This window comes from Campylobacter sp. BCW_6467, from assembly GCF_001762855.1.
In the GTDB taxonomy this organism is placed as follows: domain Bacteria; phylum Campylobacterota; class Campylobacteria; order Campylobacterales; family Campylobacteraceae; genus Campylobacter_D; species Campylobacter_D jejuni.
The window spans coordinates 172162-188456 of sequence record NZ_MJXP01000052.1; the positions used below are offsets into that span (position 1 = coordinate 172162).

Genomic DNA, 16295 nt, shown 5'->3' on the forward strand with positions numbered 1-16295 from the left:
CGCTTATGACATTGCTTTAGCAACTTCAGCAGAGCTTTCACGAATTTTCTCCATACATTCTCTTGCTTCTTTTGCAAGTTCAACACTCTGATTAACATCCTCTAAACCGCTTTTAATACTCTCAACCACTTGTGATGTAACATTACGAATAGAATTAATCGTAGTGGTAATTTCATTAACTGAATGCCCTGTTCTTTCGGCTAAATTTCTTACTTCATCAGCAACAACAGCAAAACCTCTACCATGTTCACCAGCACGCGCTGCCTCAATAGCAGCATTTAAAGCAAGCAGATTAGTCTGATCAGCAATATCACTAATAGTCTGAATAATAGATTTAATTTCATCTGATTGTTGATTTAATGAAGAAACAAGATTTGAACTTTGAGACATCATATCAGCAATATTCTGAACATTTGAAACAGTGTTTTCAATTACACGATCTCCATCTTGAGTAAGATTATCATTTTTTTCTGCAAGTTCGCTTATGAGGCGAAGTTTTTCTTGATCTTTTTTAACTTGTTCGCTTATATCTGTAGCAAATTTAATAACCTTGTAAATTTTCCCATCATCATTTTTAACCGGATTATAACTTGCTTCAAGGTATACTTTTTTATTATTTCTTCCGTATCTTATATATTTACCTGATTGAAATTTGCCCTCTCTTAAATCTTCCCAAAATTGAACATAGTCCTTAGAGTGTCTATAATTAGAATCACAGAACATACTATGATGCTTTCCTTTAATCTCATCAATATTAAAATCCATAGTTCTTAAAAAATTTTCATTAGCCGTAATAATAGTCCCATCAGGTTTAAATTCAATAATAGCCATAGAACGATTAGCAGCAGCAATAGTATTTCTAAGATCAAGCATTTCATAATGTCTTTGAGTTATATCATTGGCAAATTTAATAATTTTATAAACATGACCATTATTATCACTAATTGGAAGATAATTTGCTTCTAAATAAACATCTATCCCTCCCTTAGCTATACGTCTAAAAAGACCACTTCTAGCTTTTCCATCTCTTAAATCTTTCCAAAAATCACTATATGCTGAAGAATTAACAACTTCAGGCAAACAAAACATACTATGATGCTTGCCCTTGATCTCTGAAAGGGAGTATTTCATAGTTGTTAAAAAATTTTGATTTGCCTCTAAAATAACGCCATCGGTGGTAAATTCAATTACCGCCATGGTATTCCCAATAGATCTTAAAATATCTCCTAAACCATTACACTTTTTTTCAAGTTGTTCAATTATTTCAGTATTATTTTTCTTAGCACCAAACATAAAACTCACCTTTTTAATAATAAATTATTTTAAAATTATATCATATTTATATAGTATTATTTACTTAAAATTATATTAATTTATAAGTTAAATATATCCTTTAAACCTACAATAATCATCTTAAATCCCATAGCAGCAATAAACACTTGTGCTATGCGAGAAAAAACATGTAAAATCAATTTTCCAACTATTTTTTCTATAGTAGCTGCAAAATGAAAAAGTACAAACATAAATATAAAAGCTATCATTACTCCGCCAAGAGCAACATCAAGCCCACCATCTTCGGCTATAACGACAATACTAGCTAAAGTTCCAGGTCCAACAAGCATAGGAAATGCCATAGGTATTAAACTCTGTCTTAAAATTTCCTTATCATCCATATCCTGATAAGAACTAAAATCCTTAGTTACAATTTTTGTTGAAAAAAGTAAATTTTTAATAGCCATTACAATAAGAACCAAACCACCAGAAACCCTTAAATCATCTAATGAAACTCTAAAAATATAGTTCATAAATAAAGGTCCTGATAATAAAAATACCAAAACTATAGTAAAAGCTGTATAGACAATAGTTCTAAAAAGTTTTTTCCGAAGCATTAAAGGCAATCCATCACTCATAGCCAAAAATTGAGTTAAATTACCAAAAGGATTTAAGATGGCAAGTAAAGTAATTGCAGCAAAAAATATCAAATAAAGCTCAGAACCCATACTAGAAAACATTATCAATCCTTAGTTTTTACAAATTCCAAAGAAATAGAATTTACACAATGTCTTACATTTTTAGCAGAAAACCCCTCTCCTTCAAAAACATGACCTAAATGTCCATTGCAGTTTGCACACACAATCTCGGTTCTAATCCCATCTTTATCAGGAATTCTTTTAATAGCTCCTCTTATTTCATCATCAAAGCTAGGCCATCCACAACCTGATTTAAATTTATCTTCGGATTTATAAAGCGAAGCTCCACATTGCTTGCATTGATAAATTCCTTTTTCATAAAAATCATTATATTTCCCACTAAAAGGAGCTTCTGTTCCTTTATTTAAAATTACTTTTTTTTCTTCTTCATTTAATTCTTTCATGATCTACCCTTGTAAAATAATTTTTATATTATATAATTAAAATTTCAATTTTAAATGATAAATTTTTATAATTTTCAAGAAAGTTTTAAATGCAAAAAGAATTTTTTCAAGAACTTCAAGATATTTTATATGAAAAAAATATAACTATAAAATTTCACTCTTTTCAAAATTTTTATGAAGACTTTAAAAGCCACAAATTTAATTTTAATCACGAGCATCAAAGCATTTTCAAAAAAAATACATCGCAACAAATTACCTTACTTCATCCTACGCGTATAAGAAGACCTAAATTTGTCAATTCAACTCATGCGCTTGCTAAAATAATTCATTCAGTCGCTCATATAGAATTTAATGCAATTAACCTGGCTTTAGATGCGAGTTATCGCTTTAAAAATCTACCTTTGCAATTTTATTACGATTGGCTAGAGGTAGCAGATGAGGAAATTAAACATTTCAAACTTTTAAATTCAGTACTTGAAGAACTTGGTTACAAATATGGAAATTTTCCAGTGCATGATAATTTAGAATCTGCTCTAGAAGCTACAAAAGACTCTTTAAGCTTTAGAATGGGAATAGTTCATAGAGGTTTAGAAGCTAAAGGGCTTGATGCCAACCCCTTTGTTGTTCAAAAACTTCAAAGTTCCAATCATTCCATTAAAAATCTTTTAATGGAATATCTTGAAATTATACTTAATGATGAAATAAAACACGTTAAAAAAGGAGATACTTGGTGGAAATTTGCAAATCAAAACAAGTATGATTTTATCGAGCTTTGTAAAACGTTTAAACAATTCTCTTTTGCAGGAAAAAAACTTAACATTCAAGCAAGAATCAAAGCTGGCTTCACTCAAGAAGAATGCGAAGTCATTGAAAAATTTTACTCTTGATTTCTTATCTTAAATTTTGAAACAATAATGGTATATAAAACCCGAATAATTCCATAAAGCACATACAAGCTTGCTAAAATTACTAAACTTTCAAGAGGGTAAAGATATAAAAATGAAAATATTATAATTAAAATAATCAAAACTTTTAAAACGCTAGAACGATTAAAATCAAGCTTTTTAAAGCTAGGATAGCGTATATTACTTACCATTAAAAGCCCTAAAATTGCTTGAAGCACCAAAAAAACTACACCATAAGGCTTTAAAAAATCATAACTGATAAACGCATAAGTCCATATAGCACTCACAACTGCTGCAGTAGGTATAGGAAGACCTATAAAAACAGAAGGTTCATAAGTGCCTGTGGTAACATTGAATCTCGCCAAACGAATAGCTCCAAAAACCACAAAAAAAGCCGTAATCAAAGATCCAAGTTTTCCAAAATCATAACCTATAGCCATATAAAAAAGAACCGCTGGAGCAACTCCAAAAGCTACTAGATCAGCTAAAGAATCAAATTCTACTCCAAATTTTGAAGTAGAATTTGTAAGTCTTGCAACACGGCCATCAAGCCCATCGCAAATCAAAGATAAAATAATATAAATCAAAGCTGTATAATAATTTCCATGTATTGAAGCTATAATAGAAATAACCCCTAAAAAAGCTGAAGCAGCTGTAAAAAGATTGGGTAAAATATAAATTAATTGCGGTCTGTTATTCATTATTTTTCCTTACGCAAAATAGCCTAACAATGAACCTGCTTTAATTTCATCATTTAAGCCTATATGAATTCTAGTATCTTTTGGTAAAAGTAAACTTATAGAGCCATTAATTAAAAAACCCATTTTATCTCCTGCTTTTAAATCATGAGAAATATTATCGAGCTTTAATTTTCTATCAAAAGAACCTGCATAAATTCGCAAGGCTATCGTTTTATTCTCTTTAACTTTTGCCAAAATAAAAGCTCTTTCATTCATCATTTTTGCAGATTTTAATTCACTGCACAAAAAAAGCCCGTGTCGTAAACGAATATCTATTATAGACATTGCAAAAGGTGTATTAAAATTCCCAGCATCATAAAGAGCATTTTTAATAGTAATTTCAACACATTCACCTAAATCTTTATGATGAATATTTTCTATTTTAGTAACCCTGCCATCTATAGGTGCAAAAATAGCTTTTTCATCACTACAAACAAGTTCTCTTTTGGGTGCTCTAAAAAGAAAAATACAAATTACAATTAATGCTAATAGTAGGATGGAAAAAGAATAAAAAATCCACACAAAAATAAAAATCAAGCTTAAAATAATAAGACTTAAATATCCATCTTTTGCAATAAAATCTTTCATTCTTCTACTTTAACTTCAATTTTAACTTCTTCGAGCTCTTGCAAACGAGTTGGTAGACTATTTTGTTCCTCAAACTCTTTAATAATCTCACGCACTTTAGCGCCTTCAATAGTCTCTTCTTCATAAAGGGCTGCTACCATAGTCTCAATCGCTCCTTTATAAGTATTTAAAGTATCTTTAACATCTTTATAGCGTTCATCTAAGGTTTTCTTTACATAATCATCTAAAGATTCTGCCATCTTTTCAGAATAATCTTTTATGGTTTGTCCACCACTTAAGAAAGTATTTCTTTGTTTTTCAAGCACCATAAGTCCTGCAATTTCACTCATACCATACATAGAAATCATAGCTTTTATGATATCGGTTGCTCTTTCTAAATCATTACTTGCACCCGTTGAAATTTCACCTATAAACACTTCTTCAGCTGCACGACCACCCAAAAGTACATCTACTTCAGCGATAAGCTCATGTTTTTGCATTAAAAATTTATTTTCCTCAGGAGTATTTAAAGTATAACCTAAAGCCGCAAGACCACGCGGAATCACAGAAACCTTACTTACACGTTTTGCACCTTTGGTAGTTTCAGCGATTAAAGCATGACCACATTCATGATAAGTAACAATTTTCTTTTCTTTTTCATTAATACGACGTGATTTCTTCTCAAGTCCTGCTATAGCTCTTTCAACAGCTTCAACTAAATCATTTTGTTCTACATATTTTTTAGAATCCCTACCCGCTAAAAGTGCCGCTTCATTAATAATATTTGCAAGATCAGCTCCTGCAAGTCCTGCGGTTAAGCGTGCTATGTCTTCTACCTTAACTTTTGGGGAGATTTTTACATCTTTCATGTGCACTTTTAAAATATCACACCTACCTTTAAAATCAGGTTTATCAACTAAAACTTGTCTATCAAACCTTCCTGGTCTTAAAAGTGCTGCATCTAAAACTTCTGGGCGATTTGTTGCTGCTAAAACAATGACTGGGGAACTTTCTGTCCCAAAGCCATCCATTTCAGCCAAAAGCTGATTTAAAGTTTGTTCTCTTTCATCGTTTCCACCCATCATGCCACTTGCCGCACGACTTTTACCAATAGCATCTATTTCATCTATGAAAACAATAGCAGGAGCTTCTTTTTTTGCATTTTCAAACAAATCTCTCACACGAGAAGCACCTACACCCACAAACATTTCTATAAAAGACGAGCCTGAAACACTAAAAAACGGCACATCAGCTTCACCTGCAACTGCTTTTGCAAGCAAGGTTTTTCCTGTACCTGGAGGCCCAACAAGCAAAAGCCCTTTTGGAATTTTCGCTCCCAATTTAATATATCTTTCAGGATACTTTAAAAAATCTACAATTTCTTTTACTTCTTCTTTAGCTTCTTCAACACCAGCCACATCGCTAAATTTTACTTTAGGTTTTTCTGAATTTACAAGCTTCTTAGAGCTTCCTATGCCCAATATAGAACTTCCCATATTTTTTTGCATACGACTTGCCAAAAACATCCAAATACCAAAGAAAATAAATACTGGCAAAACCCATGAAAAAAGTATATCCGTAAACCAATTTGTTTCAGAATACGCACCATAAGCGATATTTTTACTATCTAGTAAACTCACAAGCTCAGGATCGTTAACTTTTTTTGCTGTATAAACAGTATTGTGAGAGCTTGAAATTGCTTTGATTGTTGTTTGTCCTATACTAACTTGATTGATTTGTCCATTTTCAATAAGCTTTTTTAACTCAGAATAAGGGACATTTTTATTTACTTCATTACCATTCAATGCCCCACCAAAAGAACCATTGCCATCAAAAAATCCCTTAAAAATAATTATCATTACAATTGCAAAAATCGCAAAAATAAAAATGGGATTTTTGTTAAAAAAATTATTACCCTGCGGATTACCCTTATTATTTGGGGTATTATTATTCATTACTTATCCTTTTTATTGTTTTTATATACAAAACTACACCACTCATTGATTTGCATTTCATCAATGAGTTCTAAATCTTGAAATTTTTCTTTAATTCTTGTTGAATATTTATCTAAAATTCCTGACAAAATAAGTATAGCATTATCTTCTAAATGGTTTTTAATATCTTTTTCTAAAATTAAAATCACATCTGCAATGATATTTGCAACAATTAGGTTATATAAACCATTTGCTTTATCTATAGATCCACACCAAGTCTTATGAAAATCGACATCATTTAATCTTGCATTTTCCAAAGAACTATCGATAGCCAACTCATCAGTATCACAAATTTCAACATTACAACCAAACTTTGCCATGATAATACCTAAAATTCCACTACCGCAACCAAGATCTAAGGCTCTTAATTTACTTTTAGAAAATTTTTGTAAAAATTTTACACAAGAATATGTGCTTTCATGATGTCCTGAGCCAAAGGCTAAGGCTGGATTAATCTTTATATTTATATAATTCTTTTTTTCTTCTTGCCAAGTGGTATGGATATAAACATTATCCACCAAAATAGGTTTTATGCCGTTTTTATATTCTTGTATCCAGTCCTTGTTTTCTTTCTCTACAAGACTTAAATTAGAAATAATTTTATGGTTTAAATTGAAAGTAGTTGTAAGTTTTTGAGCAAATATTTCAAGTGCCCATGAAAGCTCTTCTAAACTCTCATGGGATCTAATATAAACACCATTATCTTTCTCTTCTATAGCTTCTATACCTAAATCAAAAGCAAAATCAAGAAATAAATTTTTATACTGCTCTTCTACGATAAAGAACAATTCGTAATATTTTTTTTGCATTTAGAATTTTAAAAATCAGCCTTTACTCAGCTGCACCTTCTCCACTTCCTATTCCTAAAACATCTTCAAGCTTTTCTTTTAAAACTTGTGGAGTAAAAGGTTTTACAATATAGTTATTTACGCCAGCTTTTAAAGCAGTAATCACTTCAGCTTTTCCGCCCTCAGTTGTAACCATGATAATAGGCATATCTTCATATTTTTTCTCTGCTCTTACTTTTTTTACCAACTCCAAGCCATTCATTTCTGGCATATTCCAATCTGTAATTAAAACTTTTACATCTTCATTTTTAGTTAATAAATCCCAAGCTTCAACGCCATGCTCGGCTTCTAAAACATCATCGTGTCCAAGTCTTGTTAGGGTATTTTTAATAATCCTTCTCATAGTAGAACTGTCATCAACAACTAACAATTTCACAATTTCGTCCTTTCAAAGTTTTTATAGTTTTATTTTACCCTTTTTAGCCTTATTAATCAAGCTAAAAAATTTTAAAAAATAGCATTATATCATCTTTTATTTAAAATTTTACTCAAATATTATTATTTTTATACTTAACCGTAAATAAATATACACTTAAACCTAAAAGAAGCAAGCTCACTCCACCGATAAGATAAATCGCATAAATCATCTGAGAAAAATCACCAATAGCAAGTTTAAATACCAACATCAAAGCTTCTATAGCCAAAGCAATGATAATAGAACCTAAAAATCTCACCATAGTTTTTTGAATTCCGCCTTCTTCTTTTTTTGTTTTTCCTAATACTTCTTGTTCGATCAAAGTTTTTGCCAAATCGAAAATAGCTAAAGCTAAAGTTATAGCAATAGTACTTTCAAACATATGTTCTATACCTATAGCTTGATTATCAAAAAGACTAAAAAAACCTTTTTGAAATAAAAAGCAAGTAATCACAAATAAAACCAGTGCGAAACAAAAATATACCAAACGACTAAATTGAGTAAAAATAAACTCAAATTTTCCTGCTTGAATAATCCTTAAAATATCTTCAAGCTTGATATCGATACAAACAACAAAAAGCAAGTTATTTTTATCATCGTAAATTGGCATAGAAGCTGTCACGCAAAGTTCGTTGTTTAAAACCGAAGGATAAGGATCGCTTAAAACGCATCGTCTTAATTTTACAGCTCTATAAAAATAAGAACGAGTACTTCTATCCTCACCTTGCCCTATTTCATGAGCCTTATTTAAGGAAATCGCATTTTCTATTTGCATGCCTGAAATATCTAAAATATACAAAGCATCAAAAACAACAACTTCATGAGCTATTTTATCCAAAGCTGTTTTAATCGTTTCAAGGTGAATATCAGGAAGTTTATTAGGTAAATTTCTTGTTAAAATATAACTCATATAAGCTCTAGCACGATAGCGATTATCTTCAAATCTTTGTATATCTTTTATATACATTATACACCTTCTTTATTGTGTTTAAATTCAGGCACAATCTTTAATAAAGCCTCTGAAATATCTTCACATATTTGTAAATTTTCTATCTCTTTATTAAGCCAATCAAGATCAACCTTCTCATTCTTTGCTACAAAAATACTCTCATATTGTGTTTTAGCATCATTTTCATCAATCAAAAGCTCTTCATAAAGCTTCTCACCTTTTCTTAAGCCTGTGATTTTAATTTCTAAATCATTGCGATTAGAAAGTAAAAGCATTTTTTTAGCTAAATCTATGATTTTCACAGGCTTACCCATATCCAAAACAAAAAGTTCTCCCCCTTTTGCGATAGCTCCAGCTTGTAAAACAAGTTGCACTGCCTCAGCCACAAGCATAAAATAACGCACTATATCAGGGTGTGTTAAAGTTAAAGGCTCATTATTGGCAATTTGTGCTTTAAATTTCGGTATCACACTACCACTAGAACCTAAAACATTACCAAAACGCACACAAGCAACTTCAAAATTTTCATCACTCATACTTAAAGTATAAAGCTCGCAAACTCTCTTAGTGCAACCCATAATATTTGTTGGTCGTACTGCTTTATCTGTACTTATCATCACAAATTTAGCTACTTTATTTTCTTTAGCACTATCGCATAAAATTTTAGTTCCTAAAATATTATTAATTACTGCTGAATGTGGATTTTGTTCGCAAAGAGGCACATGTTTATAAGCGGCTGCATGTAAAATAAGCTCAGGTTTATAAGTTTTTAATACCTCATCTAAACTTTGCTTATCTAAAATACTTAACAAAATAGGAGTAATTTTTTCTTTATATAAATTTAAATCATCATTGATTTTATAAAGATTATACTCACTATGATCAACCATGATAAGATGCTTAGCGCCAAATTTAATACATTGCTTACAAAGTTCACTGCCTATAGTTCCACCTGCTCCACTTACCAAAACTACCTTGTCTTTTAAAAAAGCCGCCACAGCACTATCGTCTAAATCTTTTGGTTTTCTAGCAAGCAAGTCTTCTATACTGATATCTCTTGCTTCATTTCTTGTAAAAGAAAATATTTTTACATCGCAAATACCATAAGCTACAAGTTCTTCAAAAAGTTTTTTAAGCTCTTCTTGTTCAAGTCTTAAAGCAATAATGGCAGTTTTTACCCCTTGTTCTACATAAGATTTTATTTTTTCTTTTTCTTCTACAATAAATTTATCACAATAAGTCCCTATAAGCTCTTTCCTCGCATCAACTACACCCACAGGAAAAAGCCCTAAAGAACCTTCTTTTGCGCCTTTTAACAAATGCAAAGCCTTAGAAGTTGCCCCTACTACAATACAAGGAGTTTCTTCTTCTTTCATTTTAGAAGGTTTAAAATCCACAAGCATTCTTTTGCTAATTCTTAAAGTACCTATAAACATATATGAAAGAACAAAATCTATCACAATAGCACTTCTTGGAAAAGGATTAAAAAAATCACTAAAAAAATAAAAAATAAGAAAAAAACAAAACTCAGCTAAAAGCAAAGCAATAAAAATTTTTCTTGCTTCATTGAGAGAAAAAAATCTCCAAGCTACTTTATAAATTCTAAAAACAAACAAAAATAAAAGTTTTAAAACAAGCAAAATAATAGCAGAAATCATCATACCATGATAAAAAATACTCGGAATATCTCCACTAAATCTCAAAGAAAAAGCCAGATAAACGCTAAGTAAAATTAAAACAATATCTGAAGTTAAAAAAAATGCTAATCTTTTGCTTTTATAAAAAATCATTTTAAGCCTTTATGCTCTTTAAGATCAGTTTTGAAATTTGATAAACATCATCTTTACTCATCGCCGTGCCACTTGGCAAACAAATTCCTTTTTGGAAAAATAGCTCACTATTGCCATTAAGATAAGCCTTAGCTCCTTTAAATACTTCTTGAGTGTGCATAGCTTTCCATAATGGTCTTGTTTCTATTTGTTCATTTTTCAAATCTTCTATGAGTTTTGAAATTTTTGGATGCAAAGCGATATTTTTTTGACTGATATTTATATCTTTTTGACAAGCATTAAGTTCATTTTTATCAAAATCAATCAAAGCTGTACTTAACCAGCGATTACTTCTTGAATTTTCTAATTCATCTAAAAAGCTAAAATGCTCTCCTAAAAATTCTTTATACCACTCATAAATTTCTCTTTTTTTAAGCACTCTTTGTTCTAAAACCTCCATTTGTGCTACGCCAATAGCTCCTAAAACATTGCTTAAACGGTAATTATAACCATAATCTAAATGTTCATAATGCAAACAATTTTCCCTTGCTTGAGTGCTATAAAATCTTGCTTTTTCAATCTTTTCTTTATTTTTTCCTATAAGCATACCTCCACCTGAAGTGGTGATAATTTTATTACCATTATAAGAATAAACTCCAAATTCTCCAAAAGTTCCTAAAGCTTTATTCTTATAAAAACTTCCTAAAGCTTCGGCAGCATCTTCGATTAAAACAATTTCATTTTCTTTGCAAATTTTAACAATCTCATCCATTTTTGCAGCATTGCCATAAAGATGAGTTAAAATCAATGCTTTTGGTTTTTTTTCACATTCTTTAATGGCGAGTTTTAACAAATCTACATCAATATTATAAGTTTCATCACAATCTATAAATACAGGCTTTGCTTTAAGATAACAAATAGGTGCTACTGAAGCGATAAAAGTAAAAGAAGAAGCTAAAACGATATCATCTTGTTTTACCCCTGCCACCCTTAAAGCTAAATGCAAAGCCGCTGTGGCTGAATTTAAAGCTAAGGCATTTTCACTTTTGCTATAATCTTTTACACTTTGCTCAAAGCGATTTACAAATTCACCCAAAGGTGCTATATAATTGCTTTTGAAAACTTCTTCTATGTATTTTAATTCATTGCCACCCATATGCGGAGGAGAAAGAAAAAATCTCATGATTTATCCTTTGTATAAAACAAAATTTTTATAAATTGACTCTATTTTACCTAAAAAAATTTACAAAGAATCAAACAAAAATCTTTTTATAATCATTTCATATTTTTCTTTTTGCAGGCACTCCCACAAAAACACCTTTTTCATCTTGACTTTTAACCAAAGTTGCTCCACCACCTAAAATACTATCATCTGCTAAGCTTAAATTAGGCAAAACACAAGAATTAATCCCTAAAAAACAATTTTTACCGATTTTTACATTGCCCGCACACTTAGCCCCTACACTCACATGAGAAAATTCCCCTATCACGCATTCATGTTCAATCACACTTGAAGTATTTAAAATCACGCCTTTTTCTATTTTGGCTTTAGCATTAACTACTACATAAGGCATGATTAAAATTCCTGCATTTTCCTCCACACCTGCACTAGGACTTATAAGTGCACTTTTATGGATAAGATTAACAATTTTAAAGCCATTTTCTGAAATTTTTTGATAAATCTTTTTTCGAATTTCATTGTTTCCTATGGCTATAAAAAAATCATATTTAGGTAAGGTGCTTTCAAATTTCACTCCTTTAAAATCATCTAAAAAAATACATTCTTTATAACCCATATTTTTAGCCACATCTTCACAAACAAGCCCATGACCACTAGCACCATAAATATAAATTTTTTCAGTTCTTGCCATTAAATTTCTCTGTTGTAACATGGCCTTCTTTGCTTACCCCGCTTCGTTTTAAAACCTTTAAAGCTGTTAAAAACATGATTTTTAAATCAAGCAAAAAAGAAATATTTTTCACATAATACACATCAAGTTCGAATTTTTTCTGCCAAGAAATAGCATTTCTACCATTTACCTGCGCCCACCCTGTTATACCTGGACGCACTTTATGACGTAATTTTTGCTCTTCATTGTAAAGAGGTAAATACTCAACCAAAAGAGGTCTAGGTCCAACAAAACTCATATCCCCTTTTAAAACATTAAAAAGTTGTAAAAGCTCATCCAAACTTAAGCTTCTAACGATTTTTCCAAAAGCTTTCAAACGCAATTCATCGCTTAATAACTCACCCTTTTCATCTCTTTCATCGCTCATGGTTTTAAATTTATAAATTTTAAAAATTTTTTCATCTAACCCTGGGCGATTTTGGGTAAAAATCACACTTCCTTGAGTGATTTTTAAAAGTAAAGCAGTGATTAAAATCACCGGAGAAAAAAGCACCAAAAGCACTAAAGCTAAAATAAAATCAAAAATTCTTTTAAAAACTTTTTCATACATTCTTAATTACCCTATCATAAAGTTTTAAATAACGCTGTGCGATATTATTTTCATCGTATTGTAAAGCATCTTGGGCGGCATTTTTAGCTAAATTTAATCTTAATTTTTCATCTTCTAATAAAAGTGAAATTTTTTCGCTTAAATCTTTAGCATTTTTTGTTTTTGCCCAAAGTCCATCATAAGCATTAGAAATAGCCTCCACACAACCTTCGCAATCACTTACCACTATAGCCTTACCGCAAGCTTTTGCCTCCAAAACACTTACAGGAAAGCCTTCTTTATAGCTTGGTAAAACAAAAATATCACAATTTTGCAAAAGCTCGACTATATCACTTCTAGCACCCAAATAATGCACCACGCCAGAGTTTAAAAACTCCAAACTTGCACAAGAAGGATTTTCATCTCTTCCACCAACTAAAACAAAATTTGCTTTGTCTTTTAGCATAGTAGCACTTTCATAAAATTCTTTCACACCCTTATGCCATAAAGCTCTTGCTATCATAAGCACAATGGGTTTTTTATCTATGTTTAAATTTTTCCAAAAAAGCTCTTTTTTTTCCGATTCTACATAAATAGGAAAAAATTTTTTTAAATTGATCCCTACAGATTTTATCACGCAAATTTTATTTTCTTTAAGTCCTAAATTCCGCATAAACTCAGCATTACTTTCATTGACAAAAATAAACTGGTGTGCAAATTTAAAACTTAATTTATAAAGATTATTAATAACAAAACGCACTAAATTTGCCTTAAAACCTTGATCTATATAAAAAGATCCCAAGCCTTCTACCAAAGCAAAACGATAAGGAATTTTTGCCCATTTTGCTGCTAAAATTCCAAAGGTATTGCTTTTATGTGCTGCACTTTGAATAAAATCAAGATTTAAATTTTTCAAAACCTTAGCAAGATAAAAAAAATTCTTTAAAACCACAAAAGGATTTAAACTAGCTCTTGAAAACTCATAAACAATTACTTTTAAGCCAAGATCTCTAAGTTTTTGCGTGTATTCATCTTGCGGCACTATAACAAAAACTTCGTCTTTTCTATCTTTTAACGCTTTTATAATAGGCATTCTAAAATGATAAATACTCGCTCCTGCATGTGATATAAATCCTATTCTCATTTTCAACCCTTAAATTTTAAGTTTAAAAACCTTAGCATCTCTAGAATTAATCACCAAGTCAAATAAATTCTTATCATAATTTCCCAAAAAAAACATTTGCACATAAGCACTATTAAACATGGTTTTATCCATTAAAATAAATTGTGCATAAGGAATAGCACTATCCTTTAAATAAAAAATATAAAACTGAGCCTTATCATCAATTGGAGTGATTTTGTATTCACCTTGTTTAATAGAATTAATCTCTACGATACTATTTACAGAAACCACATTATCACCTATTTTAAAACTTCTAAAATCATCGCTTAAAACCACTCCATTGCTAAGATAAATTTCTCCATTTTTAACATCAAGTGGATAAGCTGTGCTAAAGGTAAAAGGTTTATCCAAAACTCCTGTATCTAAATTAATAAAAGAAAAACTAGCCACCGTAGAAAAAATCAAAGACATTCTAGCGGGCATATAAAGATAAATATCACGAGTTTTTGGCGTATCGATTTTAAAATCAGGTTTTGATAATGAAGCTAGAAACAAATCCACATTGCTTTGATTATAATCTTTCATCATGGCTTGTAAAATGTCTGTTTTTAAAATATCATTTTGCGGAGCATAAAAGCTTTTTTCTGTATATTCTACACTAAGTCTTGCCATATTAGCTGCAGCTTGTTCATCTTTGCTTAAAACAAAAGAAGGGAAAAAATTATCCCTACCTAAATGCTTTCCACCATCTACTAAAGTTTTCACATCGCTATAATAACGCACAGGATAACCATAATCCCACCAAGTTACCACATAATCTTCTCTATTGGCTATATTTTTTAATTGATTTAATAATGATGCTTCATTTTGAGAAAAAACTGTTGGTGCTTTATAGTTGTAAATATGGATAAATACTGGAGCTAAAGTCAAAATAGTTGCAAAAACAATACAAACATTTGAAGTTAATTGGCTATATTTTTTAACCAATATAGCCTTAAACTCGCTCAATAAAAAACCAAATCCTAAGGCCATTACAGGTACAGAATAAATGGTAAATCTAAGCCCCCCTTTTAAGGCTAAAAACCCAAGCACCAATATAGGTAAAGCCATAATCATACTTTTATGTTTTCTCAAAAGCCATACAAAACCAAACAAAGAAAACAAAAAAACAATTTCACTACCACTAATTCTTCGCATAAATTCGCTAAGATCTACATTTTCAACTTCTTGTATGGTTTGATTGACATTAAAATACATAAAACCCTGCGTTAAATTCGCACTTTCATCACTTCTAAAAATATAAAATTTAAGCTGATAAAGTATAGGATCAACCCCACCACTTAAAATCAAAAATATCAAAGTTACACTACCTAAAATTCCTATAATCATAAAATTTAAGCGTTTTTGCTCTAAGACAAATAAAGCAAAAAGTATTACTATAATGGCACTTTGATAAAACCATGCTATATTTGAAAGAGTAAGAGAAGACAAAATCACAGCTATATAAAAAATCTTTTCTTTTCTATGAAAAATAAGCGTATAAATTAAAAAAAGTCCAATTAAAGCTACATTTAAAGTATAACTTGAAGGATACCACCAAAGATAAATTCCTATAAATAACGGCAAGGCAATCAATGAAAAAAAGTCTTTTTTTAAAATCATTCTTACCATAAAAAATAAAATAAACATAGGTAAAACAATTACCAGCATATCCGTATCATAATACCCACTCATAGTGCGATTATAATAACTGTTTGCTATACTTGCTAAAAGAGCAGCTACAAAGCCCATTAAAGGACGTTTGTATTCATTAGCTAGTAAAATAATAGGAATCACCACCAAAGAAGATAAAAAAGTACTCATATATAAAATGATACTTTCAAAAGAAAAAGGTGTGACTTTATAAAGCCAATAAGTAAGCGTAGATAAAGAAGATCCATAATAACTCAAATCATTAGGCTGATGAAAACCTGCTATCATATCTCTTGCGCCTTCAGCAAAGGCATAGCCATCGTTTGAAATGATCATTAATTGATTATTGAAAAAATACTCATTAAACTCACTTGCCCACCAAACCCAATAAAACCTGCAAAATACACTAAAAACATAAGCTAATATAATCATTGCAAACAAAACTAAATAAGGGTTTTTTAAATACTCTTTTTTCAACAT

General features: G+C 30.4%; 16 protein-coding genes. 1 reads left to right on the plus strand and 15 read right to left on the minus strand.

Annotated features, from left to right (window positions below; all coding sequences use genetic code 11):
- Nucleotides 1-3: 3 nt before the first annotated feature.
- The 3 genes from cetZ to AJ888_RS08645 form a co-directional block, all read right to left on the minus strand.
- Nucleotides 4-1293, minus strand: coding sequence for an energy taxis response protein CetZ (gene cetZ / locus AJ888_RS08635; protein WP_002861827.1), 1290 nt, complete (start codon nucleotides 1291-1293; stop codon nucleotides 4-6).
- Between the two features lie 80 nt (nucleotides 1294-1373).
- Nucleotides 1374-2000 (minus strand): MarC family protein, encoded by a 627-nt coding sequence (locus AJ888_RS08640; protein ID WP_074486966.1) that lies wholly within the window; start codon nucleotides 1998-2000, stop codon nucleotides 1374-1376.
- A gap of 14 nt (nucleotides 2001-2014) precedes the next feature.
- Entirely contained in the window at nucleotides 2015-2374 is a 360-nt protein-coding gene (locus AJ888_RS08645) for a methionine-R-sulfoxide reductase (protein WP_002861829.1), read from the minus strand.
- Between the two features lie 89 nt (nucleotides 2375-2463).
- Between AJ888_RS08645 and AJ888_RS08650 the strand changes: the two genes are divergently transcribed.
- The gene (locus AJ888_RS08650) at nucleotides 2464-3261 is read left to right on the plus strand and encodes a ferritin-like domain-containing protein (RefSeq protein ID WP_070296245.1); all 798 of its coding nucleotides are present in this window, start codon (nucleotides 2464-2466) and stop codon (nucleotides 3259-3261) included.
- Here the strand turns inward: AJ888_RS08650 and pssA are convergent.
- The 12 genes from pssA to pglB form a co-directional block, all read right to left on the minus strand.
- A complete protein-coding gene (gene pssA / locus AJ888_RS08655) occupies nucleotides 3252-3980 on the minus strand; it encodes a CDP-diacylglycerol--serine O-phosphatidyltransferase (RefSeq protein ID WP_002859122.1) in 729 nt (242 codons plus the stop codon). The two genes, AJ888_RS08650 and pssA, sit on opposite strands and share 10 nt — an antisense overlap.
- Nucleotides 3981-3989: 9 nt before the next feature.
- A complete protein-coding gene (locus tag AJ888_RS08660; RefSeq protein ID WP_002861831.1) occupies nucleotides 3990-4607 on the minus strand; it encodes a phosphatidylserine decarboxylase in 618 nt (205 codons plus the stop codon).
- Nucleotides 4604-6541: an ATP-dependent zinc metalloprotease FtsH gene (gene ftsH / locus AJ888_RS08665; protein WP_002861832.1), complete on the minus strand. Its 1938-nt coding sequence runs from the start codon at nucleotides 6539-6541 to the stop codon at nucleotides 4604-4606. The genes AJ888_RS08660 and ftsH overlap by 4 nt, the downstream gene beginning before the upstream one ends.
- Nucleotides 6541-7389 carry a 50S ribosomal protein L11 methyltransferase gene (locus tag AJ888_RS08670; RefSeq protein ID WP_002861833.1) on the minus strand — a complete coding sequence of 283 codons (849 nt, stop codon included), beginning with the start codon at nucleotides 7387-7389 and terminating at the stop codon, nucleotides 6541-6543. The genes ftsH and AJ888_RS08670 overlap by 1 nt, the downstream gene beginning before the upstream one ends.
- A gap of 22 nt (nucleotides 7390-7411) precedes the next feature.
- Complete coding sequence (locus AJ888_RS08675) at nucleotides 7412-7804, minus strand: chemotaxis response regulator CheY (protein WP_032603349.1); 393 nt, start codon at nucleotides 7802-7804, stop codon at nucleotides 7412-7414.
- Between the two features lie 112 nt (nucleotides 7805-7916).
- The gene (locus tag AJ888_RS08680) at nucleotides 7917-8810 is read right to left on the minus strand and encodes a PDC sensor domain-containing protein (RefSeq protein ID WP_053872406.1); all 894 of its coding nucleotides are present in this window, start codon (nucleotides 8808-8810) and stop codon (nucleotides 7917-7919) included.
- On the minus strand, nucleotides 8810-10582 hold the full coding sequence (pglF, locus tag AJ888_RS08685; protein ID WP_053872407.1) for a UDP-N-acetylglucosamine 4,6-dehydratase (configuration-retaining): 1773 nt from the start codon (nucleotides 10580-10582) through the stop codon (nucleotides 8810-8812). Before pglF ends, AJ888_RS08680 begins: the two co-directional genes overlap by 1 nt.
- Before the next feature lies 1 nt (nucleotide 10583).
- On the minus strand, nucleotides 10584-11744 hold the full coding sequence (gene pglE / locus AJ888_RS08690) for a UDP-N-acetylbacillosamine transaminase (protein ID WP_002880712.1): 1161 nt from the start codon (nucleotides 11742-11744) through the stop codon (nucleotides 10584-10586).
- A 97-nt stretch (nucleotides 11745-11841) separates the two neighbouring features.
- Entirely contained in the window at nucleotides 11842-12432 is a 591-nt protein-coding gene (gene pglD / locus AJ888_RS08695; RefSeq protein WP_032603433.1) for a UDP-N-acetylbacillosamine N-acetyltransferase, read from the minus strand.
- Entirely contained in the window at nucleotides 12419-13021 is a 603-nt protein-coding gene (pglC, locus tag AJ888_RS08700) for an undecaprenyl phosphate N,N'-diacetylbacillosamine 1-phosphate transferase (RefSeq protein ID WP_002861839.1), read from the minus strand. The genes pglD and pglC overlap by 14 nt, the downstream gene beginning before the upstream one ends.
- Nucleotides 13014-14144: a N,N'-diacetylbacillosaminyl-diphospho-undecaprenol alpha-1,3-N-acetylgalactosaminyltransferase gene (gene pglA / locus AJ888_RS08705; RefSeq protein WP_070296246.1), complete on the minus strand. Its 1131-nt coding sequence runs from the start codon at nucleotides 14142-14144 to the stop codon at nucleotides 13014-13016. The genes pglC and pglA overlap by 8 nt, the downstream gene beginning before the upstream one ends.
- 9 nt (nucleotides 14145-14153) lie before the next feature.
- Nucleotides 14154-16295, minus strand: coding sequence for an undecaprenyl-diphosphooligosaccharide--protein glycotransferase (gene pglB, locus AJ888_RS08710; protein ID WP_070286353.1), 2142 nt, complete (start codon nucleotides 16293-16295; stop codon nucleotides 14154-14156).